Origin of the sequence: Novosphingobium pokkalii, from assembly GCF_014652855.1 — a bacterium.
Lineage (GTDB): Bacteria > Pseudomonadota > Alphaproteobacteria > Sphingomonadales > Sphingomonadaceae > Novosphingobium > Novosphingobium pokkalii.
This window is the reverse complement of the sequence record NZ_BMZP01000024.1, coordinates 13748-39302: the sequence shown is the minus strand read 5'-3', so window position 1 is coordinate 39302 and position 25555 is coordinate 13748. Positions and strand designations below refer to the sequence as shown.

The window sequence follows — 25555 nt, the reverse complement described above, 5'->3', positions numbered from 1 at the left end:
GTTGTCATGTCACCCTCAATCACTATGTGGCTGATGGCGACGTTTTGGCGAACCCAGCGACCCAAACCCATGATCACAATGGGCCCGTAAAAATCACGATTTCGGCAGGGTGGACCGCGCTTCCTTGACATCGCTCGCCCGGATCAACTCTGACGTGACCCATGCCCAAGTCGCCGTATCTTCGGGATCGCCGTTTTCAGCAGCCAAACGCTGCATCAGCACACGCTCGATCCGGGATGTGGTTTTGAGCTTTCGTTCATCCTCGGTGATGTCGCCCTCATCCAGTTCCATGAAACTGCCGGGCACAAGATCGTGCAACTGCTCCCATTCCCATGCCTCGCGAATATCGCGAAACCAATCGTCATTGGCAGAGTTGGCGAGTTCGCGCCGTCGCCCTGTGACACGCAAGACGTCCAGTATAGCAGATCGCAAGGATGGGGCGCGGTATCGCCCAAGCGCCCGGTATCCCTCCGGGTCGGAGGCTTCGAAGTCGCGTTGTTTCTGATCGTAGTAGCGGACAATGTCATCAAGAATGTCCGGAATGTCGTTCAGATTACCTCGTGCAGGCACCAACTCGTGCTGGCGACGCAGCGCGATACATTCCATGATGGCCCAACTCGGCGGTGCGTGGGGGGCGGCACCAATCGCCAGAGCTACATACGTGTAATCAGGCGCGCCGTTCTCAACGGATTGACGGTAAAGCTCATGGGCATTCCGAATAGCATGTCCGCCGCTGTGGCGCTTCGGTCGCCCCATAAAATATCATCCCCGATACTTTCGCCCCATGAATGGGTGCTCGGAGAGGTAGCCACCATAGGTAAACAGAAGGTTCGATGGGCGAAGCAGTTGCCCGTCTCTGCCGGGAGGTCGCGCAGTGCAGATGAAGGCGGAGCGCTGCAACAGTTGCAACAAACAAATGTCCCATAACCGCTTGGTTCCAGGGTCATATTTTCGGAAGACCGTTTTTACGGCCTTCGCGCAAGTCATTGATACTACAAGAGGCTGAAATCGGCCGTTTTACAGCAAGAATGGCGAAAAACAGCCAAACCTCACAGCTTGGGAAGCTGCTGCTCTACCATTGAGCTACACCCGCTCGGGTGGGGCGCGATTGCCACAGGGGGGCGGGGCGGTCAACTCCCTTGTTGGGCGCGTGCGGCGAGGTCTGGCAGGGTCTGCGGGGTAAGCACCTGGGGCAGCTTGGCGGGTGTGGCGGCGCCCGGGGCATACCACAGGTAGAGCGGCACGCCGGCGGCGCCCTGGATGGTGAGGAAGCTGGTGATCGCCGGATCGGCACGGGTCCAGTCGCCCACGATCACCTGCACCCCGGCCTTGGCAAAGGCCTTGGCGGTGGCCTCGCGATCGATCGCGACGCTTTCGTTGACCTTGCACGACAGGCACCAATCGGCGGTGAAATAGAGGAACACCGGCTTGCCGCTGGCCCGCGCGCGGTCGAGCGCGGCCTGGCTGAACGGCACGGTGCCGGGCAGGCCGGCGCTTTCGGCCGCCGGGCGCGCGGCAAGGCGCGGCGCGCCGAGCAGGGCGGCGGCAACCAGCGCCAGGGTCACCGGCGCCAGCCAGGCGACCACGCGGCAGCCCTGGCGGCGCTGCCGCTCCACCACGACCAGCACCGCCAGCAGCACCAGCGCCAGCGCCAGCGCAGCGCCCATCAGGGCCCAGCCGCCCTGGCGCCAGGCCAGCCACAGCAGGGCCACGACCGTCAGCCCCATCGGCACGGCCATGGCGCGGCGGAAACGATCCATCCAGGCGCCGGGGCGCGGCAGCAGGCGGCGCAGCGGTGGGACAAAGCCGATCAGCAGAAACGGCAGCGCCAGCCCCAGGCCCAGCGCGGCAAACACCGCCAGCCCGGCTACCGGCGGCAGGACCAGCGCCACGCCCATGGCCGCCGCCATGAACGGCCCGGTGCACGGGGTGGCGACGAAGGCCGCCAGCAGCCCGGTGCCGAACGCACCGCCCACCGTGCCCGCGCTGGCGCCGCTGCGCGACACCGAAAGCCCGGGCAGCTCGAACAGCCCGGCAAAATTCGCCGTGATCGCCGTGGCCAGGAGGACCAGCAGCGCGACCACGCCGGGGTTCTGCAACTGGAAGGCCCAGCCCACTTGCGCCCCGCCCGCGCGCAGCGCCAGCAGGGCCGCGCCCAGTGCCAGGCAGGCCAGGATCACCCCGGCGCTGTAGGCGACGCCTTCGGCCCGCGCATGGCGGCTGTTGCCGCGCGCCAGGGCCATGGCTTTCAGGCTGAGAATCGGAAAGACGCAGGGCATGACATTGAGAATCAGGCCACCCGCCAGCGCGCCGAGCATGGCCAAGGCCAGCGTGCGCCACGAAAACGCAGTCTGCGTGCCGCCAGAGAGCGGCGTCCCGCCCTTGGGCACCATGCCCGGCGAGGCGGTGATGGCCAGGCCTCCGGCCCCAGCACCCAGCGAGAGCACGCCCGAAACACTTTGCGGATGTTCGGCCATGGCGCCTTTCGCGCGCGCGAGCTCCACGATCAGCCAATCGCCCTTGCGGCGGAACGCCTGCGGCGCGGCATAATCAACCAGGCCCTGGGCGGCGATGAAGAAATGCGGATCACGCACTTGCGCGCTGGCCGGAAAGGGAATGGCGAGGGCCAGGCCTGTGGGCGTCGCTTCAAACCGGCCAGGCTGGTCGAGCCGCGCCGGCAGGGCGGCGCGCCAGGCGGCGAAGCGGGTGTCCTTCGGGCCACTGCCGACGGTGATCGTGCCCATCAAGCTGGCCCGTTCGGGCACGCAGATCTGCGCGGTGCAGGCCAGCCATTGCGCCCTGGCGCTGACCGGCAGCGTGCTGCCCACGCGGGCATCGGCAGGCAGCGTCACCGGCACCAGCACCGCATAGGCCTGCTCATAGACATGGTTCATCAGGCCCTGCACGATCAGGGTCTGCGGCACGGGGAATTGCAGTTCGCCCGCCTTGGCGCCGGGCGGCAGAGTCCAGTCGAGCGACAGCGGCAGCCCGGCATCGCCGGGATTGCTCCAATAGCCATGCCAGCCCGCTTCCGGCTCCATCAGCACGGCCATGGTGACGGTCTGGCCCGGCAGTGCCGGCCCTTCGGCCAGCAGCGTGGCGCGGATATGCGGCGCGGCCTGGGCCGTGGCCGTGGCGGGACCAACCAGCGTCAGGACGCCCAGCCACAAGACTGCAACAATCACGCGCAATGGCAGGGCTAGACGCGCCGGGGCGCCCGTCAGGCTGTTCCAGAACCGCTGTAGCAGGGGCACACGCTCTCCGTTTCCGGCGCCGAGGATCGGCCATTCGCCCCGGCGCTGTACGGCACACGGCCGGCGCCGTCCAGAACACCCCTTGGGAAATGGCCCAAGGGGCGGATAGACAAGGCGCGCGGCATCTCGTTTGAGGTTTCTCCATGCGATACACTTCGGCTCTCTCCCCCGCCCTTGCCGCCATCGCGGCTGCTGCCCTGTCGATCGGGGCGCCGGCCGCAGCCTCGGCAGCGCCAGCGCCAGCCACGGCTGCGTCCGAGCCGGCCCCGCCGCGCCTGCTCATTGCCCTGGCGATGGACCAGTTCTCGGCCGATCTCTTTGCCGAATATCGCAGCCATTTCACCGGCGGCCTGGCGCGACTGGCGACCGGCGCGGTATTCCCCGCCGGCTATCAAAGCCATGCCGCCACCGAAACCTGCCCAGGCCATTCCACCCTGCTGACCGGCAACCGCCCGGCCCACACCGGCATCATCGCCAACACCTGGATCGACCAGTCGGTCGCGCGGCCCAAGAAGGAAGTCTATTGCGCGGAGGATGAAACCCGCGCCGCCGCCGATCCCAAGGACTATGTGGCGAGCGTTGGCCACCTGCTCGTGCCCACGCTGGGCGAGCGGATGAAGCAGCACTGGCCTGCCGCGCGCAACGTGGCGGTTTCGGGCAAGGACCGCGCCGCGCTGATGATGGGCGGCCACGTGATCGACCAGGTCTGGTGGTGGAAGAACAACGGCTTTGTCACGCTGGACGGCCGCAGCGATGTTCCCGCCGCGCGCGCCGAGAACGCTGCCGTGGCCAAGCTCTTGGCCAAGGGCGCGCCGGCCCTGCCCCTGCCCGCGTTCTGCGCCCCGCGCGAAGGCGCGATCCAGGCCGGCAGCGCGACTGTCGGCACAGGGCACTTCGCCCTGGCGGCGGGCGATGCCACCGCGTTCCGCGCCTCGCCCCGGCTGGACCAGGCGACGCTCGATCTCGCGCTCAAGCTGGTCGACGCGATGAAGCTGGGCAAGGGCGCCGCGCCCGACATGCTCGCGGTCAGCCTTTCGGCGACCGACTATGTCGGCCACGCAACCGGCACACAAGGCCCCGAAATGTGCCTCCAGCTTGCCACCGTGGACCAGGCACTGGGCGCGTTCTTTGCCGCGCTCGATGCGCGCGGGATCGATTATGGCGTGGTGCTCTCGGCCGATCACGGCGGGTTCGACATGCCCGAGCGGCAGAACCGCGCAGCCATGCCGCAGGTGGCGCGGGCCGACGCCGCGCTGCTGCCCAAGGCGCTGAGCGCGGCGGTGGCGGCCCGCACCGGCCTGCCGGCGCAAGGCCTGATCCTGGGCGATGGCGCGGCCGGCGATTTCTGGGTCAAGGCCGATCTGCCCCCCGCCGACAAGGCCCGCGTGGTGGAAGCAGCGCGCGCGGTGCTGGCCAGCCATCCCCAGGTGGCCGCCGTGTTCACCGCCGCGGAACTGGCCGCCACGCCGATGCCGACCGGCTCGCCCGAAACCTGGACACTGATCCAGCGCGCGCGTGCTTCGTTCTATGCGCCGCGCTCGGGCGATTTCGTGGTCCTGCTCAACCGCGGCGTGATGGCCCTGCCGCAGCCGGGGCCGGGCTATGTCGCCACCCATGGCTCGCCGTGGGACTATGATCGTCGCGTGCCGATCCTGTTCTGGCGCAAGGGCATGGCCGGGTTTGAACAGCCTTCGGCGGTGGAAACGGTGGACATTGCCCCCACCCTTTCGGCATGGATCAATTTGCCGGTGCCGCAAGGCGCCTATGACGGTCGCTGCCTCGATCTCGATTCCGGGCCGGGCAGCACCTGTGGAGTGAAGTGATGAGCAACGTGGCGGCGGAACAGAGTCTGGCGGGCGACGTGGTGATCCTGGGCGGTGGCCTGGTCGGCATGACGCTGGCGATCGGCCTTGCCAAGCAGGGCCTGTCGAGCCTGGTGGTCGATTCCTCCGATCCGGCGGCGCAGACCGCCGAAGGTTTCGACGGGCGCGCTTCGGCCATTTCCACCGCCAGTTGGAATCTCTACACCAACCTCGGCATGGCAGAAGCGCTGGCGCCCAAGGGCTGCCCGATCGATGCCATTGCCGTCACCGACAGCCTGAAGCCAGGGCGCATCGATTTCCGCCCCGGCGCCGAGGATGGCTCGCTCGGCCGCATGTATGCCAACCGCGACTTGCGCATGGCGATGTACGATGTGGCCGCGCGCGAAAGCCTGATCACGTTCCTGCCCAACGCCCAGGTCGCCACGCGCGAACGCGGCGAGCATGGCGTGGCGGTGACGCTGGCCGATGGCCGCGTGCTGAAAGGCAGCCTGCTGGTGGCCGCCGAAGGGCGCCGCAGCCCGACGCGCGATGAAGCCGGCTTCACCCCCGCGCGCTGGGACTATGGCCACCGCGCGATCATTGCCGGGCTGACTCACGAACGCAGCCACGAAAACACTGCCTGGGAAATCTTCTATCCCGCCGGTCCCTTTGCCCTGCTGCCGCTGCTGGACGAGGCCGATGGCACCCATCGCAGCGCGCTGGTGTGGACCGTGGCGGAAAAGGATGCCGCCGGGGTGCTCGCGCTGGGCGAGACGGCGTTCCTCGCCGAAGTGGAAAAGCGCATGGGCGGCGTGTTCGGCAAGATCGCGCTCAATGGCCCGCGCTCGTCCTATCCGCTCAACTTCCACCACACCGCCAAGGTCGTCGATCATCGCCTCGCGCTGGTGGGCGATGCCGCGCACGGGATGCATCCGATCGCCGGACAGGGCCTGAACGTGGGCCTGCGCGATGTGGCGGCGCTGGTCGAAGTGCTGGCCGAAGGCGCGCGGCTGGGGCTGGAGCCAGGCGATGCGCAACTGCTCGCCCGCTATGAACGCTGGCGCGCGGCCGATACCTTCATGGTCGCGGCGGCAACCGACGTGCTGACCCGCCTGTTCGGGCTGCGCGGCCGCCTGCCCAGTATGGTCCGCCGCTTCGGCATGGCCGGGGTGCAGCGCCTGCCCACGCTCAAGCGCTGGTTCATGGACGAAGCGCGGGGCATGAGCGGAAAGCTGCCCGAACTGCTCAAGGCCTGAAGGGCGGCGCCGCCTCGAAAATCGGTTCCGGTCTTCCTATCGCTCCGGAACCGATATTTCCCCTAAGTCTCGCCCCTTATCCGGGGCTTAACATTCGCGCTATAAGGCAGGGGCCATGACCCAGCGCGCGCCCCAAACCATCCTTCTCGTCTTCGGCACCCGGCCCGAGGCCATCAAGATGTTCCCCGTGGTCCACGCGCTGCGCGCCGACGGGCGTTTTCGCGTGGTCACCTGCGTCACCGCGCAGCATCGCGGCATGCTCGATCAGGTTCTGGCGATTGCCGGCATCGTGCCGGATCACGATCTCGATCTGATGCGCCCCAACCAGACGCTCGACGGGCTGACCGCCGCGCTGCTCACCGAAATCGGCAAAGTGCTGGACGCGGAAAAGCCCGACTGGGTGGTTGTCCAGGGCGATACGGCCACGGCCATGGCCGGCGCGCTGGCGGCCTATTACCGCAAAATCGCGGTGGCCCATGTCGAGGCGGGCCTGCGCAGCCACAACATCTATCACCCCTGGCCCGAAGAGGTGAACCGCAAGATCATCGGCACGATCGCCGCGCTGCATTTCGCCCCCACCGAAACCGCCGCCGCCGCGCTGCGCGCCGAAAACGTCGATCCCGCCAGGATCCACGTCACCGGCAACACCGTGATCGATGCGCTGCACTGGGTGACCGACCGGATCGCCGCGCAGCCCGCGCTGGCCAGCGGCCTGGCCAATCTGGAGGCCCGCTTTGCCGGCAAGCGCCTGATCGGCGTGACCAGCCACCGGCGCGAAAACTTCGGCGGCGGGCTGGAAGCGATTGCCGAGGCGATCCGCACCCTGGCCCAGCGGCCCGACGTGGCGCTGATTTTCCCCGTCCATCCCAACCCCAACGTGCGTGCCGTGATGGATGCCGCCTTGGCCGGCCTGCCCAACGTCGCCCTGATCGAGCCGCTGGACTATCCCCACTTCGCCCGCCTGCTGGCCATCAGCGACATCATGCTGACCGACAGCGGCGGCGTGCAGGAAGAAGCCCCGGCGCTGGGCAAGCCGGTGCTGGTCATGCGCGAAACCACCGAACGGCCCGAAGGCGTGGCGGCCGGCACTGCCCGGCTGGTGGGCACCGATGCCGCGCGCATCGTGGCCGAGGCGACGACGTTGCTCGACAATCCCGCCGCCCATGCCGCCATGGCCCGCGCCCACAATCCGTTCGGCGATGGGCATTCGGCAGCGCGGATCGCGGATCTGCTGGCGGGGTAGAAGACCTTCGCCCCTGACTTTTTGGTTGGCATCGGCAGAGGGCCTGCGGACACGGGGCTTCGACAAGCTCAGCCCGAACGGAATCTCAGGGAAATCCATACCCACCTCCCGTTCGCCCTGAGCCTGTCGAAGGGCTGCGCGCAGGGCTCGTGGCTGGATCGACATTCAGTTCAGGTCTAGAGCGTGATGACGTTTCGATGAAACGCCCTCACGCTCCAGATATTTGTGGTCGTGCGATTTTTGACAAAAACTGGTTCCCACTTTTTGTCATCGCACTCCAGGCGGCGTGGAAGCGCCTGTATCACAGCCGCCAGCTCTAAATCTCCAAGCCCCCTACTTCCGCCGCCGGCGCCAGAGCAGCACCCCCGCCACGGGCACGGCCAGCGCCAGGGCGGCCAGCGCCGCCACCTTGGCGGCAGCCATGGCGATGCCCGACAGCAGGAACAGCACGATTTCCAGCGTGGCTTTCAACATAGGCGGGGCCGGGCGCGCATCCCATCGCAACGGCGGAATGGCACACCCTGTGCCATCGAAGCATGAAAAACCCCGCCTTGTTCCGGTGGGGATACCGGAAAAAGGCGGGGCGGTAAGCCAGAAAGGTACAGGCAAAGGGGGTGCCGCACCTTTCTTGCCGACCATATCAGGCGGTGAAGTCGAACCGGTCGGCCTCCATCACTTTGGTCCAGGCCGCCACGAAGGCCGCGACGAAGGGCTTTTCCGCATCATCGGTGGCATAGGCTTCGGCCAGCGCGCGCAGTTCCGAATTGGCGCCGAAGATCAGGTCCACGCGGGTGGCGCCATGGCGGGGCGCGCCGGTCTTGCGGTCGAACGCGGTGAACACCCCTTCCCCGGTTTCCTGCCAGCGCATCGCGGTGGTTGCGGCCAGCAGGTTGCGGAAGAAGTCATTGCTCAAGGTGCCGGGCCGGTCGGTGAACTGGCCCAGCGTGCTGCCGCCATGATTGGCGCCCAGCACCCGCAGGCCGCCCACCAGCACGGTCATTTCCGGCGCGGTGAGGCCCAGCAGTTGCGCGCGATCCACCAGCAGTTCTTCCGGGCTGCGCCGGCTTTGGCCGCTGGCATAGTTGCGGAAGCCATCGACCTTGGGTTCGAGCACGGCAAAGCTCTCCGCGTCGGTCTGCGCCTGCGTCGCATCGGTGCGGCCCGGATGGAACGGCACGGTCACCTCGTGCCCCGCAGCCCTCGCGGCCGCTTCCACCCCGGCGTTGCCGGCCAGCACGATCAGGTCGGCCAGGCTGATCTTGCGGCCAGCGCCATTGCCGGTGTCGAACGCGGCCTTGATGCCGCGCAGCACGTCGAGCACGCGCGCCAGTTCGGCAGGCTCGTTCACCGCCCAGTCCTTTTGTGGAGAGAGGGCAATGCGCGCGCCATTGGCACCGCCGCGCTTGTCGGACTGGCGGAAGGTGGACGCGCTGGCCCAGGCGGTCTTGACCAGATCGGCGATCGTCAACCCGCTCGCCAGCACATGGCCCTTGAGCGTGGCCACGTCGCTGTCGGTCACCAGCGGGTGATCGACCGGCGGCAGCGGGTCCATCCACAGGCGCGGCTCGGCCGGCACTTCCTTGCCCAGATAGCGCACCAGCGGCCCCATGTCGCGGTGGGTCAGCTTGAACCACGCCTCGGCAAAGGCGCGGGCGAACTTGTCAGGGTTGGCGTGGAAATCCTCGGAAATCGCGCGATAGGCCGGATCGGCGATCAGCGCGATGTCGCTGGTCAGCATCATCGGCTGGTGGCGCCGCGTGGCATCGTGGGCATCGGGCACGGTGCCCACACCGGCCTCGCCCTTGGGCTTCCACTGGTGCGCGCCCGCCGGGCTGCGCGTCAGTTCCCAGTCATAGCCCAGCAGCGTGTCGAAATAGCCGTTGTCCCAGGCGATCGGGTTGCTCGTCCACGCCCCTTCCAGGCCGCTGGTGATCGCATCCACGCCCGCGCCGCTGCCATGCGCACTGATCCAGCCCAGGCCCTGGGCCAGGATGTCCGCGCCTTCGGGGGCAACACCGACATGGGCGGCATCGCCCGCGCCGTGGGCCTTGCCAAAGGTGTGGCCACCGGCGATCAGGGCCACGGTTTCCTCGTCGTTCATGGCCATGCGGGCAAAGGTGTCGCGAATGTCGCGCGCCGAACCGAGCGGATCGGGTGTGCCGTTGGGGCCTTCGGGGTTCACATAGATCAGGCCCATCTGCACGGCGGCCAGCGGATCGTCGAGCACGCGGTCGCCGCTATAGCGTTCGTCGCCCAGCCATTCGCGTTCCGGCCCCCAATAGATGTCGGCCTCGCTTTCCCACACGTCTTCGCGGCCGCCGCCAAAGCCCACGGTGGGCAGGCCCATCGATTCCAGCGCGCAGTTTCCGGCCAGCACCATCAGGTCGGCCCAGCTCAGCGCCGCGCCATACTTCTGCTTCACCGGCCACAGCAGCAGGCGCGCCTTGTCGAGGTTGGCATTGTCCGGCCAGGAATTGAGCGGGGCAAAGCGCTGCGTGCCGGTGGACGCGCCACCGCGCCCGTCGAACGTGCGATAGGTGCCCGCGCTATGCCAGGCCATGCGGATGAACAGCGGGCCATAGTGGCCATAGTCGGCCGGCCACCAGTCCTGCGATTGGGTCATCAGCGCATGGATATCGGCCTTCACCGCATCGAGATCGAGCCGGGCGAACGCGGCGCGATAATCGTGCCCATGGGGCATCGGATCGCTTTTCGTGGAATGCTGGCGCAGCACGCCCAGGTCCAGCCGGTTGGGCCACCACATCTGGTTGGTCTGGCTCTGCACCATGGCGGTGGCGCTGGCGCCGTGGTGGAACGGGCACTTGGCGGGATCGGACATCGCTTGGTCTCCATATCGGGAAATGCGTTGCCCCGGCTTGTAACGGCCATCTATTGATCGTCTAAATGGATTAAAACGTGCACAGTAAGTCGGCTTGCCGATTTATAGGCCCGCTTCCCCCTTGCCCGGCCCGTTTCCCCGCCGTAAAGCGCGGGCACTTTCTTCATCGCAGACGGGGCGATTTTTCACACATGACGGCCACTCCCAAGACTTCCGCGCTGATGGCGCGCGGCGCTGCCTTCCTGGGCACCGAGCACGCGATCCTGTGCGGTGCGATGAGCTGGGTTTCGGAACGGAACCTGGTGGCCGCGATCAGCAACGCCGGCGGCTTTGGCGTGATCGCCTGCGGGGCGATGACGCCCGCGCTGCTCGACGCGGAAATCGCCGGCACCAAGGCGCTCACCACCAAGCCGTTCGGCGTCAACCTGATCACCATGCACCCGCTGCTGTTCGATCTGATCGCGGTGTGTGAAAAGCATGGCGTGGGCCATGTCGTGCTGGCCGGCGGCATTCCGCCCAAGGGCAGTGTCGAGGCGATCAAGGCCTTCGGCGCCAAAGTCATCGTCTTTGCCCCCACCATCGCGCTGGCCAGGAAGCTGTTCCGTTCCGGTGCCGACGCGCTGGTGATCGAAGGCAGCGAGGCGGGCGGCCATATCGGCCCGGTTTCCACCTCGGTGCTGGCGCAGGAATTCCTGCCCGCCCTCGCGGCCGATCACCTGGTGTTCGTGGCCGGCGGCATTGGCCGGGGCGAAGCGATCGCCGCCTATCTGGAAATGGGCGCGGCCGGGGTGCAGCTTGGCACCCGCTTTGCCTGTGCCAGCGAATCGATTGCCCACCCCGCGTTCAAGCAGGCATTCTTCCGCGGCAATGCGCGCGATGCCGTCGCTTCGGTCCAGGTCGATCCGCGCCTGCCGGTGATCCCGGTGCGCGCGCTCAAGAACAAGGGCACCGAGGAATTCACCGCCAAGCAGATCGAAGTGGCCAAGCGGCTGGACGCAGGCGAGCTCGACATGGCGGCCGCCCAGCTCGAGATCGAGCACTTCTGGGCCGGCGCCCTGCGCCGCGCGGTGATCGACGGCGACGTGGAGCGCGGCTCGGTCATGGCCGGGCAATCGGTCGGCATGGTCACCAAGGAAGAGCCGGTGGCCACGATCATGGCGCAACTGCTCGCCGAAAGCGAAGCGGCGCTCGCCAGCCGCTGAACCGCAGGCGCCCGCATGGGCAGGGGGACCATATGACGCATCGCGCCTCGCTGGGCTTCGTGTTTGCCATCGTGCTGCTCGACATGCTGGGCTTTGGCATTGTCATTCCGGTGTTCCCCGGCCTGATCATGCACCTGGCCCGGGTCTCGATCACCCAGGCGGCCGAATATGCCGGGTGGCTGGGTGCGGGCTATGCCGTGATGCAGTTCGTGTTCGCCCCGGTGATCGGCAACCTGTCCGATCGCTTTGGCCGGCGGCCGGTGCTGCTCGCGGCGGTCTTCGCACTGGGCCTCGATTACCTGCTCCAGGCCTTTGCCCCGGCGATGAGCTGGCTGGTGGCAGGGCGCATCATCGCCGGCATCACCGGCGCCAGTTTTTCGGCGGCCTATGCCTATATCGCCGATGTCACCCCGCCGGAAAAGCGCGCGGCCAGCTTTGGCCTGATGGGCATGGCCTTCGGCATCGGCTTCGTGCTCGGGCCGGCGCTGGGCGGATTGCTCGGCACGCTGGGGCCGCGCGTGCCGTTCTTGGCGGCGGCCGGGCTCAGCCTGGCCAATTTCCTGTTCGGGTTCTTCACCTTGCGGGAATCGCTCGACGCCGATCACCGCCGCCCGTTCGATTGGCGCCGCGCCAACGCGCTGTCCAGCCTGCGCGCGCTCAAGGGGCAAAGCGCGCAAGTGCTGTGGTTCGTGGCAGCGCTGGGCGCCTGGCAACTGGCCAATGTCGTCTATCCGGCGATCTGGACCTACATGGCGATCGCGGCCTACGGCTTTTCCACCAAGGCCGTGGGGCTGGCGCTGGCGGTGGTCGGCCTCTCGTCCGCCCTGTTCCAGGGGCTGGGCATGCGCACCCTGCTGCCGCGCCTGGGTGAAACCCGCGCCGTGGTGATGGGTGTCGTCTCGCTTTGCGTTTCGGCCGTGCTCTATTGCCTCGCGGCGGATGTCTGGCAGGTCTACCTCGCCATCGTCGTGGGGGCATTCCAGGGCGCAGTGCAGCCTTCGATCTCGGCGATGAACAGCCGCGCGGTGGACGCGCGCAGCCAGGGCGAATTGCAGGGCGCGGTGCAGTCGATCGGCTCGATCGCGCAGATCATCGGCCCGCCACTCTATGCCCAGACCCTGGCCCGGTTCAGCGGACCGGGCGCGGTGATCAACCTGCCGACCATGCCGATGCTGGTGGCATCGGCGATTGCCGGCGTGGCGCTTGTCCTGTTCCTGAAAGGCGCAGCCAAGGCGCACGAGGCCAAGGCCTGAGGCCACAGAGACCTGACGCCACAGGAAAAATCCCGCGCCGCGTGGGCTCGGGAATTCCAAGATCGACCGGTTCAAACGATTTTCAGAGATATCGGCTGCCTGCAGCCAACTGGCGATTTTCCAAGCACCTCTGGGATGGGTGCTGGTGCGGTCGAGAAGACTCGAACTTCCACGGGCTTTCGCCCACAACGACCTCAACGTTGCGCGTCTACCAATTCCGCCACGACCGCATATCGCATCCGGGGTTTGGCCGTGGCCAGATCCCGTCGGGGTAGGAGCGCGCCCCTAGCAGGGGTTTTTGGGGTCCGCAACAGGGACCATGCACTTTTTTATCCCCAGCCCCGCTGCAATCCGGCGCGCGCGCTGCCTATTCGGGCTTCCAGCCGATTTCTGCGGACTTGGCCGTCTTGGGAACGTCGGTCACCGCTTCGTTGATCGTCACGCTTTCGCCTGGGCGCAGCTTGTCTTTCGGCGGGGCGACATCCCAGGTGTAGACGATGCGGTTTTGCGCATCGCGCAGCACGATCAGGATAGGCGGAACCTCGCGCAGGTCCTTGCCCACGTTGGTCACCGTGCCGCTGGCACCGAAATAGGCAGTGCCGTTGGGCAGGGTGCGGCGATCCTGGCGCGCCGGCGGAAACGACAGCACCAGATCGGGGCGGCCGCTGCCGAACGTGGGCCGGTTGACCGGCAACCAGTCGGGAAAGCCCAGCCATGAAACCAGGCCGATCATCGCCGCCACGGCCAGGGCGAAGGTCACGCCGGCTGCCGTCCACAGCCGGGCCGGGTTGCGGCGCGGGCGGAACGGGGGCTGATGCTCGAAGCTGGATACCGGCGAAACGAATTCAGCCGCCGGGGCCGGCGCGCGCGCCTGCTCCACACGATGCTCCACACGGGGCGCCGGCTCGGGCGGAACATCGGCAGCCGGGGCTGGTGGCGCCGCCGGAGCAACCGGCGCGGGCGCAGCAGCCGACGTCACGGGTGGCGTTGCGGCAGGCGCGGGTTCGGGCGGCGCCGCATCGGCCGAAGGGCGTGCGGGCAGTTCTGGGCCGGCCTGGAACCAGCTATGCCGGCACTTGGCACAGCGCACGGTGCGGCCGTCCACACCGATCGCACTGTCGGGAACGACATAGCGCGTCGCACAGGCGGGACAGGCGATGATCATGACAACGGTCTAAGCATGGCGAGAGGGGGGGAAACAATAGGACGCAAGGGGGCAAATCGCCCATGCGCCCTTTTTTCCACATGCATTGACGCGTATAGGCCCGCTGGCCCATCGCGCGAGGGCCTCTGCCCCTTGCGGGCGATTGCCAAACGGCCGCTGCGCCGACATGGTAGAGAGGCCCGGTGCGCATGCCGGGCGCACGACCAGACACGCGAACGGGGCTCGATCTTTCGTCCATGAACCAAGCCGCTGCCGAGATTGTCCAGTTCGACAATGTCGGGCTGCGGTATGGCGCCGGCCGCGAAGTGCTGGCCGATGTCTCGTTCACGCTCTATCCGGGCTGCTTCTACTTCCTCACCGGCGCCAGCGGCGCGGGCAAGACCAGCCTGCTCAAGCTGCTCTACCTGGCGCAGCGTCCGTCGCGCGGGCTCATCCGCATGTTCGGCACCGACGCGATCACCCTGCCGCGCGAGCGGCTGCCCGGCTTTCGCCGCCGCATCGGCGTGGTGTTCCAGGATTTCCGCCTGGTCCCGCACCTTTCCGCGTGGGACAACGTGGCCCTGCCGCTGCGCGTGGCCGGGCAAAGCGAGAAGGACATCGCCAAGCCGGTGTCCGACATGCTCGAATGGGTCGGCCTGGGTGACCGGTTCCAAGCCCGCCCCGCCACGCTTTCCGGCGGCGAACAGCAGCGCGTGGCCATCGCCCGCGCGGTGATCGCCCGGCCCGACATCCTGGTGGCCGACGAGCCCACCGGCAACGTCGATCCCGAAATGGCGATCAAGCTGCTGCGCCTGTTCGAAAGCCTCAACCGCCTGGGCACCACGGTGGTGGTGGCCACGCACGACCTGCACCTGATCCGCAAGGTGCCGGATTCGCTGATCATGCGCCTGGACAAGGGCAAGCTGGCCGATCCCACCGGGGCGCTGCGCTACCCGCCGCGCCGGCCGATGGACGGCAGCCAGGGAGCAGACGGCCCGCTGGGCGGCGCGGGGCTGCCATGAAGCGCTTGGCCAGCACCCTGCGCGCGCTGGGCGGTGAGGGCGAATCCCGCCTGCTGCCTGAAGCGCGCCTCTCGGGCCCGATGCCCTGGGTCATCGCCATCATGATCGCGCTGACCGTGGTCGCCGCGGCCAGCGCACTCGCGCTGCGTCATGCCGCGCAGGCCGCCAGCGCCGATCTGGAAGGCGGGGTGACAGTGCAGATCGTCTCGGCCGCGCCGGCCCAGCGCCAGCGCGAGGCGCAGGCCGCGCTCGGCGTGCTGCGCCAGGCGCCCGGCGTGGTCAGCGCCACCGCCGTGCCGCAGGACGAACTGGACAGCCTGGTCGAGCCCTGGCTGGGCACCCGCGCCGGGGACGACCTGGATGACCTGCCGATTCCGGCGCTGATCGACGTGCGCCTGTCCGGCGCGGCCACGCCCGCCCGGCTCGATGCGCTGCGCAAGGCGGTGACGGCGCAGGCCCCGGCAGCGCGGGTGGATGCGCAATCGAGCTGGCTGGCCCCGGTGTTCCGCGCGATCGGCGCCTTGCAGTGGGCGGCGGGCGGCCTCATCGCGCTGTTCGCCTTTGCCACGGCATCGGCCGTGCTGCTCGCGTCGCGCAATGCTTTGGGCACCTACCGCGAAACGATCGAGATCGTGCACATGCTGGGGGCGACCGACGTGCAGATCGCGCGCGTGTTCCAGCGCTCGATGGCCACCGATGCGGCCATGGGCGGCGTGGTCGGCCTGCTCGCCGGGGTCGTCACCGTTCTGGGCCTCGTGCGCCAGTTCGCCGCACTGGGCTCGGGCATGGTCGCGCAGGGCTCGCTGGCCTGGACCGACTGGCTGGTGCTGGCGGCCATTCCGGTCGCCGGGGTTCTCCTGGTCATGCTGACAGCCCGACTTACCGTGCTGGCGGCGCTGCGGCGCATGGTATGATGGCGCCGGACACCCCATGTTGATGGCTCAGATGTTGACGATCATGCCCCCCGCCCTGCCCGCGCGAGACGCCATGCCATGAGAAAGCCCCCGGGCCTGTTCCGCCGCATCGGTTCGGCGCTGATCCTGGTGTGGATGCTGGGTTTCCTGTGGTTTGCCTGGTTCCTGCCGCAGCGCGCGCCCGATGGCACCGCCACCGACGGCATCGTCGTGCTGACCGGCGGCGGCGGGCGCATCCCCCGCGCGCTGGCGATGCTCGACGCAGGCAAGGCGCGCACCCTGCTGGTCAGCGGGGTGGACCGCCAGGTGCGCCCGGCGGAATTCGCGGCGGAATACAAGGTCGATCCCGCGCGGCTGAACTGCTGCATCACCCTGGGCTTCGATTCGGTGGACACCCGCTCCAACGCGCGCGAGGCAGCGCAATGGATCGCCCAGCACAAGATTCGCTCGGTGCGGCTGGTCACCACCGACTGGCACATGCGCCGCGCCACGTTCGATCTGTGGGTGGTGGCACCCAAGGGGCTGGTGATCGTGCGCGATGCCGTGCCCTCCCGCCCCAGCCTCAAGATCCTGTTCCTGGAATACAACAAGCTGCTGGCCCGCATCGTGGCCTGGCTGTTGGGATGGTGACGGACCGCACAATGACTGGCGAAATGACGACCGGGACTGGCGAGATGACGAGTGCCGCGGTGGACGAGCGCGCGCCGACCCTGCCTGAAATCGCGCGCAGCCTGGCGTTCTATGCCCTGTTCTATGGCTATACCGTGCTCCTGCTGCTGGCGCTGGCAGTAGTATTGCTGGTGGCGCCGCGCGGCGTGTTCGCGATGGTCCAGGCCTGGACCGCCGTGCATCGCGCGCTGGTGCGGCACGTGCTGGGCATCCGCGTGGAAGTGATCGGCACCCCACCGCAGGAGGGCGTGTTCTATGCCCTGCGCCACGAAAGCTTCTTCGAGGCGATCGACCTGCCGCAAGTGCTGCACCGCCCGTGCATCTTTGCCAAGATGGAACTGATGCGCATTCCGGTGTGGGGCCGCGCCGGGTGGGCCTATGGCCTGATCGGGGTGGAGCGGGATGCCGGCGCCAAGACGCTGCGCACCATGCTCAGCCATGCCCGCGCGCGGCTGGCCGAAGGGCGCCCACTGGCGATCTTTCCCGAAGGCACGCGGGTGCCGGTGGGGCAGCGTGTGCCGCTGCAATCGGGCTTTGCCGGGCTTTACAAGCTGCTGTCGCTGCCAGTGGTGCCGGTGGCCGTGCACAGCGGCGCGCTCTATCATCGCGTGTGGAAACGGCGCGGCACGATCCGCTACGTGATCGGTGAGACGATCCCGCCCGGCCTGCCGCGCGAGGAGATCGAAGCGCGCGTGCTCGACGCGATCACTGCGCCAACGCCATGAACACCGCCCCGACGCCAGACGCGCAAGGCCAGCGATCAGTGCTGTCCGCGCTCGGTCCCGGCCTGGTGACCGGCGCGGCAGACGATGATCCCAGCGGCATCGGCACCTACAGCCAGGTGGGTGCGCAGTTCGGCTTTTCGCTGTCGTGGGCGATGGTCTTTGCCTTTCCCCTGCTCGCGGCGATCCAGGCCATCTGCGCGCGGATCGGCGCCACCACCGGGCGCGGCATCGCCACCAACCTGCGGCGCCACTATTCGCCCTGGCTGCTGCGCGTGATGGTCCTGCTGCTGCTGGTGGCCAACGTGATCAACCTGGGCGCCGATCTGGGCGCGATGGCCGCCGCGCTGAACCTGCTACTGCCCGGATCGATGCTGCTCTACACGCTGGGCTTTGCCGTGCTCAGCGTCACGGCGGAAGTCTTCGTGCCCTATGCCCGCTATGCCGGGGTGCTCAAGTGGACCACGCTGTCACTGTTTGCCTATTTTGCCGTGCTGGCGGCCACGCCGGTGGATTGGCTGGCGGTGCTGCGCGGCATGGCAATCCCCGCGTTCCGGCTGGACCGCGATCACGCGATGGGCCTGGTCGCCCTGCTCGGCACCACGATCAGCCCCTACCTGTTCTTCTGGCAGGCCGGCCAGGAAGTGGAAGAGCAGCGCCGCCGCCACTTGCGCCCGCTCTACATGGCCCCGCGCCAGGCGTCCGGCGAACTGCGCCGCATCCGCACCGATACGCTGGTGGGCATGGGCTTTTCCAACCTGACGGCGCAGGCTATCGTCATCGCCACGGCGGCCACGCTGCACGCGCATGGCGTGTTCGACATCACCTCGGCCGATCAGGCGGCAATGGCGCTGCGCCCCTTTGCCGGCGATTTCGCCTTCGCCCTGTTTGCCCTGGGCATCATCGGCACCGGGCTGCTGGCGGTGCCGGTGCTGGCGGGCTCTGCCGCCTATGCCGTCAGCGAGGCGCTGCGCTGGCGCGAAGGGCTGGACCGCACCCCGCGCGAGGCGGGCGCGTTCTACATCGCCATCGCGCTCGCCACCTTCGCCGGTCTGGGCATCAATTTCCTCGGCATCAACCCGATGCGCGCGCTATACTGGACGGCGGTGATCAATGGCCTGCTCGCCCCGCCGCTGATGGTCGTGACCATGCTGATCGCGCGCAATCCGCGCGTGATGGGCCACCTCGTGATCGCGCGCCCGCTCGCCGCGCTGGGCTGGCTCGCGACGGCGGCGATGACCGCGGTGGGCCTGCTGTTCCTGCTTGCGTGAAAGGCTCGCCATGACCGCAAAGACTCTTGCGAAACCGCCCCGCATCCTGTCCATCGCCGGTTCGGATTCCGGCGGCGGCGCAGGTATCCAGGCCGATATCAAGACGGTGACCATGCTTGGCGGCTTTGCCATGACCGCGATCTGCGCACTCACCGCGCAGAACACGCTGGGCGTGAGCGCCGTGGTCGCGGTCGATCCGGCCATGGTCGCCGCGCAGATCGACGCCTGCGTGGCCGATATCGGCGTGGACGCAGTCAAGATCGGCATGCTCGGCTCGCCCGCCATCGCCGCTGTGGTCGCCGATCGGCTGGAAGCGCTTGGCGTGCCGATCGTGTTCGATCCGGTGATGATCGCCACCAGCGGCGCGGCCTTGGCCGATGCGGCCACCATTGCCGCGTTCGAGCGGCTGATGGCTCTGGCCACGCTGACCACGCCCAATGTGCCCGAACTGGCTGCGCTGGGCGGCGACGCGGCGATGGCTGCGCGCGGCGTGGCCTACCTCGCCAAGGGCGGCGACGCGCAGGGGCCGGTCGTGGAAGACCGCCTGGTGGTGCCCGGCCAGGCCCCGCGCCTCTGGCAATCGCCGCGCATCGCCACGCGCCACAGCCACGGCACCGGCTGCACCCTCTCGAGCGCAATCGCCACCGAACTGGGCCGCGGCGCCGGCCTGGAACAGGCAGTCGAGCGCGCCCGCACCTTCGTGCGCGCCGCCCTGCTCGCCGCCCCCGGCCTGGGCAGCGGGCACGGCCCGATGGGGCATCATGCGGTCAGGGCGGCTCTCATCGAAAGCATCTAGCGGGACCCCGGATCAAGTCCGGGGTGACGAAAGATTTGAGAGATTTCTCTTCTCCGTCACCCCGGGCTTGACCCGGGGTACCGCTCCACCTGTGCGCCTGGCACAGAGGATACCCTCCCCCCGCCATGCGGAGGGAGGGCCAAACGCGCTCATTCCGCGCCGCAATCCAGTTCATAGAACTTGACGATCTCGGCCCAGGCTTCCTCCGCGGTTTCCACCGGCTTGAACAGGTCGAGATCCTCGAAATTGATCACCCCTTCCTCGGCAATGGCGCGGAAGTTGATCACCTTGTTCCAGTAGTCGCCGCCGAACAGCAGCACCGGGATCGGCTTCATCTTGCCGGTCTGGATCAGGGTCAGCAGCTCGAAGAATTCGTCGAACGTGCCGAAGCCGCCCGGGAACACCGCCACGGCCCGCGCGCGCATCAGGAAGTGCATCTTGCGCAGCGCGAAATAGTGGAACTGGAACGAGAGGTGCGGCGTGACATAGGGATTGGGCGCCTGCTCGTGCGGCAGCACGATGTTGAGGCCGATCGAATCCGCGCCCACGTCCACCGCGCCCCGGTTGGCTGCTTCCATGATCGATGGGCCACCGCCCGAGCAGACCACGAACTGGCGCTTGCCTTCTTCCACCACGCCGCAGGTGGAGGCATAGCGGGCCAGCTTGCGCGCTTCTTCGTAATACTTCGACTTGCTCGCCAGCCGCTCGATCACGGCCTTGCGTTCGGGCGTGGTGGCCGTGGCCAGCGCGGCCTCGACAGCGTCGGGCGCGGGGATGCGGGCAGAGCCATAGATCACCAGGGTGGAGCCGATATCGGCCTCTTCCAGCAGCATCTCTGCCTTGAGCAGTTCAAGCTGGAAGCGCACCGGGCGCAGTTCCTCGCGCAACAGGAAGTCGGTATCGCCAAACGCGAGGCGATAGGCCGGATCCTGCTGCTGGGGGGTGGTCTTGGGGTGGCTTTGCGCGAACCCGGCTTCCTGCTCGGCCTTGTAGAACTTGCGGTTGACGAGCTGGCGGTTGATTTCTTCTTCGGTCATTTGCCGCAAGGTGGGCTTGCCGGCGCCGCTTGGCAAGCCCATCCGGTATTGTTTCAGGTGTTACGTCAATGCCGTGACAAGCATTTGCAGCGAAGCGCCGAAATACTCCGGCGCCAGGCCCAGCGGCGGCTTGGTGCCGATCAGCTTGCTGGCAATCGCTGCGCCGCCGTTGGACACGGCAAAGGGCGCGCGCTCGCCGGTGTTGAGGTCGATCCACGCCGGGATCGGCTGCCCCTGCGCCAAGCACTGCCGCCAGAAATCGGCGACCGGCTGCACCAGGCCGGTGCGATGGCCGGCCATGGCATAGAGCGGCACGCGGATGGCATCGAAGCCGAAGCGCGGATCGTGCCCGGGGGCCAGGGCATATTGCCCGGGGCCGGCCACTTCCACCCAATCGGCCGGCAGGCGATATTGGCCAAAGCGCGCCTGGGCGAGAATTGCGGTGGCATCATCGGCCAGCGGCTGCCACACCCCTGGCCCATCCCATTCGGCAAAGCTGCGAAACGCGGGCCAGATGAAGTACGACGGATTGACGATCACCCGGCCGTTCTGCTGGAACCCTTCCAGCCCCGGCAGCAGCAGCTTCATGCCAAAGCGATCGACCACCAGCCGCTGGCGGATCGCCGCACGGATCGCGGCCGAACGGGTGCGCCATTCGCCCCGCCCCCACTGGCGCCCGGCCCGCTCCAGCGCCCAGGCGATCAGGATGTCGCCATCGGTGGCGTTGTTGCGATCGGGCACCCGGTCCGGACTGCTCGGATCGTATTTCCATGCATGCAGCGCCACATCGCTGCGCAGAAGGTTGTCGTTGGTCCAGTCCGCGATCAGCTCGAACGTGGCGCGGTCTTCGGCCTCCAGCGCCAGGACCAGGCCATAGCTCTGCCCCTCGCTATGGCTGATGCCGCCGTTCTGCGGATCGACGATGCGGCCCGAGGGATCGAGGAAACGCGCCTTGAACGTATCCCAATCGCCACCTGCGCCCATCGCCTTGCTCTGCCGTCCCGGGGCGCAGGCGGCGGTGAAGGCCACCAGCAACCCGAACCCGAAACCCCGCCGATCGATACCCCTGCGACCCGTATCGTGCACCGTGTCAGCGGCCATGCCGGATTTCAAGCGTCTGTTCCTTCCACTCCGCCGTGGTCGCCAGGGCCTGGCTGCTGCCCATCATGCGGAACCAACTGTCATAGGTGCCTTCCATCAAGGGCGGCAGCAGGGCTTTCCAGGGATCGGCGATTTCCGCCTCGGTTTCGGGATAGAGCCCGTCCTGGCGCACCACGATCGCGCTGTCTTCCACCGTCACCACCGCGCTGCCCCAGCCCAGCGTGGCCCACAGCGCATTGATGCGCGCGGTCATCGTGCCCAGGTCTTCCACATCGTCGAGCGGTACGAAATCGGCAATGCGCTTGCCCACTGCCACGTAGAACCCGTGGCTCTGGTCTTCGGTGGCGGCGCTGGCCAGCTCGCGGGCGATCATCGCCACCAGGAAGCTGGCTCCGGCAGGTGGCGTGGCTCGGAACGCGCTGGACACGCGCGGTGTCTTCGGGTCCTCAAACATCATTTGGTCGCTCCCAAACTCTGGCGGATGCCGATGGTCGAGCGAAGCTCGTCATAGCTGCCAAAGGTATTGTAACTCGCCTCGCCCCCGATGCGGGTGGACGGGCTGATCTGGTAGTACAGCGAGCCTTCGGCAGAGAGGGCAAAGCCCGTCTTGCTCAAGCTGTCATAGCGGGCGCGCACGTCGCTATCCTGCGTCTTGAGCGCATCGAGCACGGCCTGGCGGGCCGGATCGGTGGGATAGAGCGCCACTTCGTTCTGGTTGTAGCTCTGGTAACCGGGCGTGACCGCCGCACGCACACTCAACTGGTCCTTGTCCAGCGCATAGCGCACCGGGAAGCTGACCGAGAGGAAGCTCTGCGGGCTGAAATAGCCGCCATGGCCATAGGTGAAGTAGTTCTGCGGGTTGTCATACGACTGGTAGTTGACGTTGATCCCGCTGGTGATCGAGGAATGCTCGCTGCGATAGACCCGCAGATAGCCGCCGGCATTGGCTTCCACGCCACGGTTTTCGGCCACGTTGGTGCCGGTGTAGCGATTGAACGCGACCGTGCCATAGGCGCCGCTGCCGTTGCGATCGACCGAGAGGCCCCCGCCCGCGCCCAGCCGCATCACCTGGCCCCAGGTCTGCCCCGTGACCGGATCGCGCGTGCCGGAATAGGAAATCACGCTGTCGGTCACCGGGCGGCGCTCCACCCAGGCCTGCGCCTGCACACCATTGCCCAGGCCCGGCGTCACCCCGGCATGGAATTGCACTTGGGTCTGGCCCATGCCCACCGGCGTGGTGCCGACATCGGCCTGCACCAGCTTGCTGTCATAGCCCACGCTCAGCGCCACGCCGGAGCGGTGCTGGGTATCGGCCTGGACCAGCGCCGAGGCCTTCTGGTCGACGATGGCCTGCGCCTCGATCGTGGCATTGGTACCAAAACGTGCCAGGCCCGACCCCGTGGGCCGGCCCGAATCGATCACCACCGCTTCGGCCCGCGCGCGCACGCGGCCGCCGGCAAGGCCGGTGGACACTTCGGCCGAACCGCGCAGGTCGCTCAGTTGCGACAGCCCGGTCTCCCCTTTGCGCTCGCGATAGGACGTGGCGAGATCGACGCGCGGCCCGCTTTCGCGGGTGAGTTGCGCGATATCGCCCGAAATCTTGGCCAGGACCGGATCGACCGGGCCACCGGCGGCAAGCGGCGCAGCGGCATCGCCGAACGGAGAGGCCACCGGCGCCGCGCCAAAGCCCCCACCGCCGAACGCCGGAGCAGGCAGTGGAGTGGAGGAGGGAACAGCACCATAGCCGCCCTGCGCACCGTAACTCGCAGGCGCACCATACCCGGCAGGGGCGGCATAACTGGCTGGCGCGGCATAGCCAGCGCCCGATCCATCCATCACCGACGATGCCGGGGCGGCATAGGCACTACCGCCGACAGGCGCGGCCCCCATGGCGCCCATCGGCACCATCTGCGCGGCAGGCAGGCGCGTGCCGCTGCCCAGGGCAAAGGGATTGATCTGCGGCTGGGCCTGCATCGCCGGCTGGTCGCGGAACGGATTGCCACTGCCCACGCCCATCGGATCGGCGGCAAAGGGATTGCCCCCGAACGCATCGATGCCGTTGCTGCCCGATTGGCGGGCATAGAGCGCGCGCGCCTCTTTCAGCAGGCGTACCGCCGTGCCGCGATCGCCGCGCGCCTGGGCGACTTGCGCCAGCGTCAGGCGCACCTGGTAATCCTGCGGAAAGGCCTGGAGCGCACGGTTGGCCGCGCTTTGCGACAAGTCCTTGTCACCCGCCGCCTGCGCGGTCTGTGCCAGGCCGAGCAGGGCATCGCGGTTGCGCCCGTCGCGCGTCAGCACGATCTGGAACGTCTGCGCCGCGCGCGCGGCCATGCCGCCCGATTGATAGAGTCGCGCCAGCGCAGCCAGGATTTCCAGGCTGTCGGGCGCAGAGCCCCAGGCCCCGCGCAAAACGTCGAAGGCCTGGGCATACTGGCCGTTGAGGCGCAGGCGATCGGCCGTGGCTACCGCCAGCCCGGCGGCCATGCGCGCCAGGGTGCGCTGTCCTTCGGGCGAGGTATTGCCCAGCGCGGCCGCCTTTTGCAGCGCCGCGCGGGCGAGATCGTCGCGCCCGGTCTTGGCCAGCACGCGAACCACCGAATCATAGCCTTCGAGATCGGCAATATCGCCGCTCATCGCCGCCTGGGCATATTGCCCGGCGCCCACGCCATCGCCCAGATCATAGAGCGCGCTGGCGATCGCGGCCCGGCGCGCGGCCGGCAGCGTCTTGATCGCGCCCAACTGGCGCAACGCGGCCACCGCCTGTTCGCGCTGGCCACCGGCCGCCATCGCCTTGGCCCGCTCGATCGCGCTGTCGGTCTTCACCCCCAGGGCAAAGTTGCGCATCGCCGGGGTGCGCTGGGTTTCGGGAATGCGGTCGATCAGGGCATCGGCGGCGGCATTGCGCCCCAGGTCGGAATCGATCAGCGCGGCAGCATAGAGCGCATCGGGATCGCTCGACTGGGTGAGCGTGCCGATCAGCGATTCGGCCTCCACGCTGCGGCCATGGCGGATCAGGAAGCGCGCGAATTCATAGCGGATCCACGGGTCGCTCTGGTCGAGCATCAAGCCGCCCTGGAATTCCTGCTCGGCGGTCAGGTCATCGCCCCGCGCCACGGCTGCCAGCGCGCGGCCGCGTGCGGCGCGGCTCTGCAAGCGCTGGTCGGTCTGCGCGCCGCTGGTTTCGGCTGCCTGGCGATAGAAATCGGCCGCATCGGCATAGCGGCCCTGGCGTTCATAGATATCGGCCAGCAGTTCCAGCGCCGGGCCGGTCTGGGCAAAGCCGGAGCGCACCAGCGCTTCGGCCGTGGCCTGGGCCTGGTCGGTCTGACCGCGGGCCAGCAGCGTGCGCGCCTGCTCCATGCCGGCATAGAACCGTGCGGCAGACAGCGCCTCGCTCCACCGGCCGGGATTGGGCTGGCGCGAAGCCTGTTCGAGCAGGTCGCGCGCTTCGGCAAAGCGGCTCTGGCGCAGGCGCACGATGCCCAGCCCCCCCAGCGCATCGCCATCGTTGCGGTTGACGCCCAAGGCCTTCTGGAACCGGCTGGCCGCCGCATCCAGGTTGTTGTCATCCAGCGCGTCGAACCCGGCCATGCGCTGCTTGCCGGCGCTATCGGCCGCGCGCTGGCGCGGGCTGGGCTGTGGCGCAGCGGGTGCTTCGGCCCGAGCCACGGCCGGACGGCCTGCTGGCTGCTGGGCCGGCTTCGGGGCAGGCCGGGCGGCAGGGCGCGGCTGCGGCTTGGGTGCGGCAGCAACCCTGGCCGGTGCCGGGGCAGGCTTGGCCGCCGGGGCCGCGTTGCCACCAGCCAGTGCCCGCCGCGCTTCCGCATTGCCCGGGTCCAGCGCCAGGGCGCGGCGCAGCGCCTGTTCGGCCAGATCCTGCCGTCCCTTGCCTTTCCAATAGAGCCCCTGCGCGATCAGCGCTTTCACCCCCGGCACTTCGGCAAACGCCACCTGCGGCACGGCCAGCGGCGCGGCCGAGGCCATCAGGGCGAAAACAGCGGCACGGGAAGCGGTGATCGGCGCGGACATC

At 68.1% G+C, this 25555-nt stretch carries 20 protein-coding genes and 1 tRNA gene; 11 read left to right on the top strand and 10 right to left on the bottom strand.

Annotation, left to right across the window (positions count from 1 at the left end):
- Positions 1-93: 93 nt before the first annotated feature.
- Both IE191_RS18770 and IE191_RS18765 read right to left on the bottom strand, forming a co-directional pair.
- Positions 94-756, bottom strand: coding sequence for a hypothetical protein (locus tag IE191_RS18770; RefSeq protein ID WP_191325909.1), 663 nt, complete (start codon positions 754-756; stop codon positions 94-96).
- 374 nt (positions 757-1130) lie between these two features.
- On the bottom strand, positions 1131-3185 hold the full coding sequence (locus IE191_RS18765; RefSeq protein WP_229815645.1) for a protein-disulfide reductase DsbD family protein: 2055 nt from the start codon (positions 3183-3185) through the stop codon (positions 1131-1133).
- Between the two features lie 212 nt (positions 3186-3397).
- On the opposite strand from IE191_RS18765, the gene IE191_RS18760 reads away from it, so the two are divergent.
- The 3 genes from IE191_RS18760 to wecB all read left to right on the top strand — a co-directional run bounded on the left by IE191_RS18760 (position 3398) and on the right by wecB (position 7555).
- A complete protein-coding gene (locus IE191_RS18760; protein ID WP_191325908.1) occupies positions 3398-5077 on the top strand; it encodes an alkaline phosphatase family protein in 1680 nt (559 codons plus the stop codon).
- Positions 5077-6312, top strand: coding sequence for a UbiH/UbiF/VisC/COQ6 family ubiquinone biosynthesis hydroxylase (locus IE191_RS18755; protein WP_191325907.1), 1236 nt, complete (start codon positions 5077-5079; stop codon positions 6310-6312). The genes IE191_RS18760 and IE191_RS18755 overlap by 1 nt, the downstream gene beginning before the upstream one ends.
- A gap of 115 nt (positions 6313-6427) precedes the next feature.
- Positions 6428-7555 carry a non-hydrolyzing UDP-N-acetylglucosamine 2-epimerase gene (gene wecB, locus IE191_RS18750; RefSeq protein WP_191325906.1) on the top strand — a complete coding sequence of 376 codons (1128 nt, stop codon included), beginning with the start codon at positions 6428-6430 and terminating at the stop codon, positions 7553-7555.
- Positions 7556-7888: 333 nt separating this feature from the next.
- Here wecB and IE191_RS18745 read toward each other — a convergent pair whose 3' ends face one another.
- Both IE191_RS18745 and katG read right to left on the bottom strand, forming a co-directional pair.
- On the bottom strand, positions 7889-8029 hold the full coding sequence (locus IE191_RS18745; RefSeq protein WP_191325905.1) for a hypothetical protein: 141 nt from the start codon (positions 8027-8029) through the stop codon (positions 7889-7891).
- Positions 8030-8195: 166 nt separating this feature from the next.
- On the bottom strand, positions 8196-10394 hold the full coding sequence (katG, locus tag IE191_RS18740) for a catalase/peroxidase HPI (protein WP_191325904.1): 2199 nt from the start codon (positions 10392-10394) through the stop codon (positions 8196-8198).
- A gap of 191 nt (positions 10395-10585) precedes the next feature.
- On the opposite strand from katG, the gene IE191_RS18735 reads away from it, so the two are divergent.
- Both IE191_RS18735 and IE191_RS18730 read left to right on the top strand, forming a co-directional pair.
- Positions 10586-11596, top strand: a complete 1011-nt coding sequence (locus tag IE191_RS18735) for an NAD(P)H-dependent flavin oxidoreductase (protein WP_191325903.1) — start codon at positions 10586-10588, stop codon at positions 11594-11596.
- 32 nt (positions 11597-11628) lie between these two features.
- Complete coding sequence (locus IE191_RS18730; RefSeq protein ID WP_191325902.1) at positions 11629-12849, top strand: MFS transporter; 1221 nt, start codon at positions 11629-11631, stop codon at positions 12847-12849.
- A 143-nt stretch (positions 12850-12992) separates the two neighbouring features.
- Here the strand turns inward: IE191_RS18730 and IE191_RS18725 are convergent.
- Positions 12993-13079 (bottom strand) — tRNA-Leu (locus tag IE191_RS18725).
- Positions 13080-13216: 137 nt separating this feature from the next.
- The gene (locus IE191_RS18720) at positions 13217-14014 is read right to left on the bottom strand and encodes an MJ0042-type zinc finger domain-containing protein (RefSeq protein WP_191325901.1); all 798 of its coding nucleotides are present in this window, start codon (positions 14012-14014) and stop codon (positions 13217-13219) included.
- Positions 14015-14250: 236 nt separating this feature from the next.
- Between IE191_RS18720 and ftsE the strand changes: the two genes are divergently transcribed.
- The 6 genes from ftsE (at position 14251) to thiD (ending at position 19387) form a co-directional block, all read left to right on the top strand.
- Positions 14251-15015, top strand: a complete 765-nt coding sequence (gene ftsE / locus IE191_RS18715; RefSeq protein ID WP_191325900.1) for a cell division ATP-binding protein FtsE — start codon at positions 14251-14253, stop codon at positions 15013-15015.
- On the top strand, positions 15012-15929 hold the full coding sequence (locus IE191_RS18710) for a cell division protein FtsX (RefSeq protein ID WP_191325899.1): 918 nt from the start codon (positions 15012-15014) through the stop codon (positions 15927-15929). Before ftsE ends, IE191_RS18710 begins: the two co-directional genes overlap by 4 nt.
- A 78-nt stretch (positions 15930-16007) precedes the next feature.
- A complete protein-coding gene (locus IE191_RS18705) occupies positions 16008-16559 on the top strand; it encodes a YdcF family protein (protein ID WP_229815643.1) in 552 nt (183 codons plus the stop codon).
- Between the two features lie 23 nt (positions 16560-16582).
- Entirely contained in the window at positions 16583-17323 is a 741-nt protein-coding gene (locus IE191_RS18700; protein WP_229815641.1) for a lysophospholipid acyltransferase family protein, read from the top strand.
- Positions 17320-18591, top strand: coding sequence for an NRAMP family divalent metal transporter (locus IE191_RS18695; RefSeq protein ID WP_191325898.1), 1272 nt, complete (start codon positions 17320-17322; stop codon positions 18589-18591). Before IE191_RS18700 ends, IE191_RS18695 begins: the two co-directional genes overlap by 4 nt.
- A gap of 10 nt (positions 18592-18601) precedes the next feature.
- On the top strand, positions 18602-19387 hold the full coding sequence (thiD, locus tag IE191_RS18690; RefSeq protein ID WP_191325897.1) for a bifunctional hydroxymethylpyrimidine kinase/phosphomethylpyrimidine kinase: 786 nt from the start codon (positions 18602-18604) through the stop codon (positions 19385-19387).
- A 149-nt stretch (positions 19388-19536) separates the two neighbouring features.
- Here the strand turns inward: thiD and IE191_RS18685 are convergent, their stop codons facing one another.
- Genes IE191_RS18685 through IE191_RS18670 form a run of 4 tightly spaced genes read right to left on the bottom strand, consistent with a single transcriptional unit; the run spans position 19537 to position 25554 of the window.
- Positions 19537-20424 carry an LOG family protein gene (locus IE191_RS18685; protein ID WP_191325896.1) on the bottom strand — a complete coding sequence of 296 codons (888 nt, stop codon included), beginning with the start codon at positions 20422-20424 and terminating at the stop codon, positions 19537-19539.
- A 60-nt stretch (positions 20425-20484) separates the two neighbouring features.
- Positions 20485-21525 (bottom strand): family 8 glycosyl hydrolase, encoded by a 1041-nt coding sequence (locus tag IE191_RS18680; protein ID WP_191325926.1) that lies wholly within the window; start codon positions 21523-21525, stop codon positions 20485-20487.
- On the bottom strand, positions 21515-21982 hold the full coding sequence (gene bcsD, locus IE191_RS18675) for a cellulose biosynthesis protein BcsD (RefSeq protein WP_191325895.1): 468 nt from the start codon (positions 21980-21982) through the stop codon (positions 21515-21517). Before bcsD ends, IE191_RS18680 begins: the two co-directional genes overlap by 11 nt.
- Positions 21979-25554, bottom strand: coding sequence for a cellulose biosynthesis protein BcsC (locus IE191_RS18670; protein WP_229815640.1), 3576 nt, complete (start codon positions 25552-25554; stop codon positions 21979-21981). The genes bcsD and IE191_RS18670 overlap by 4 nt, the downstream gene beginning before the upstream one ends.
- Between the last annotated feature and the right edge of the window lies 1 nt (position 25555).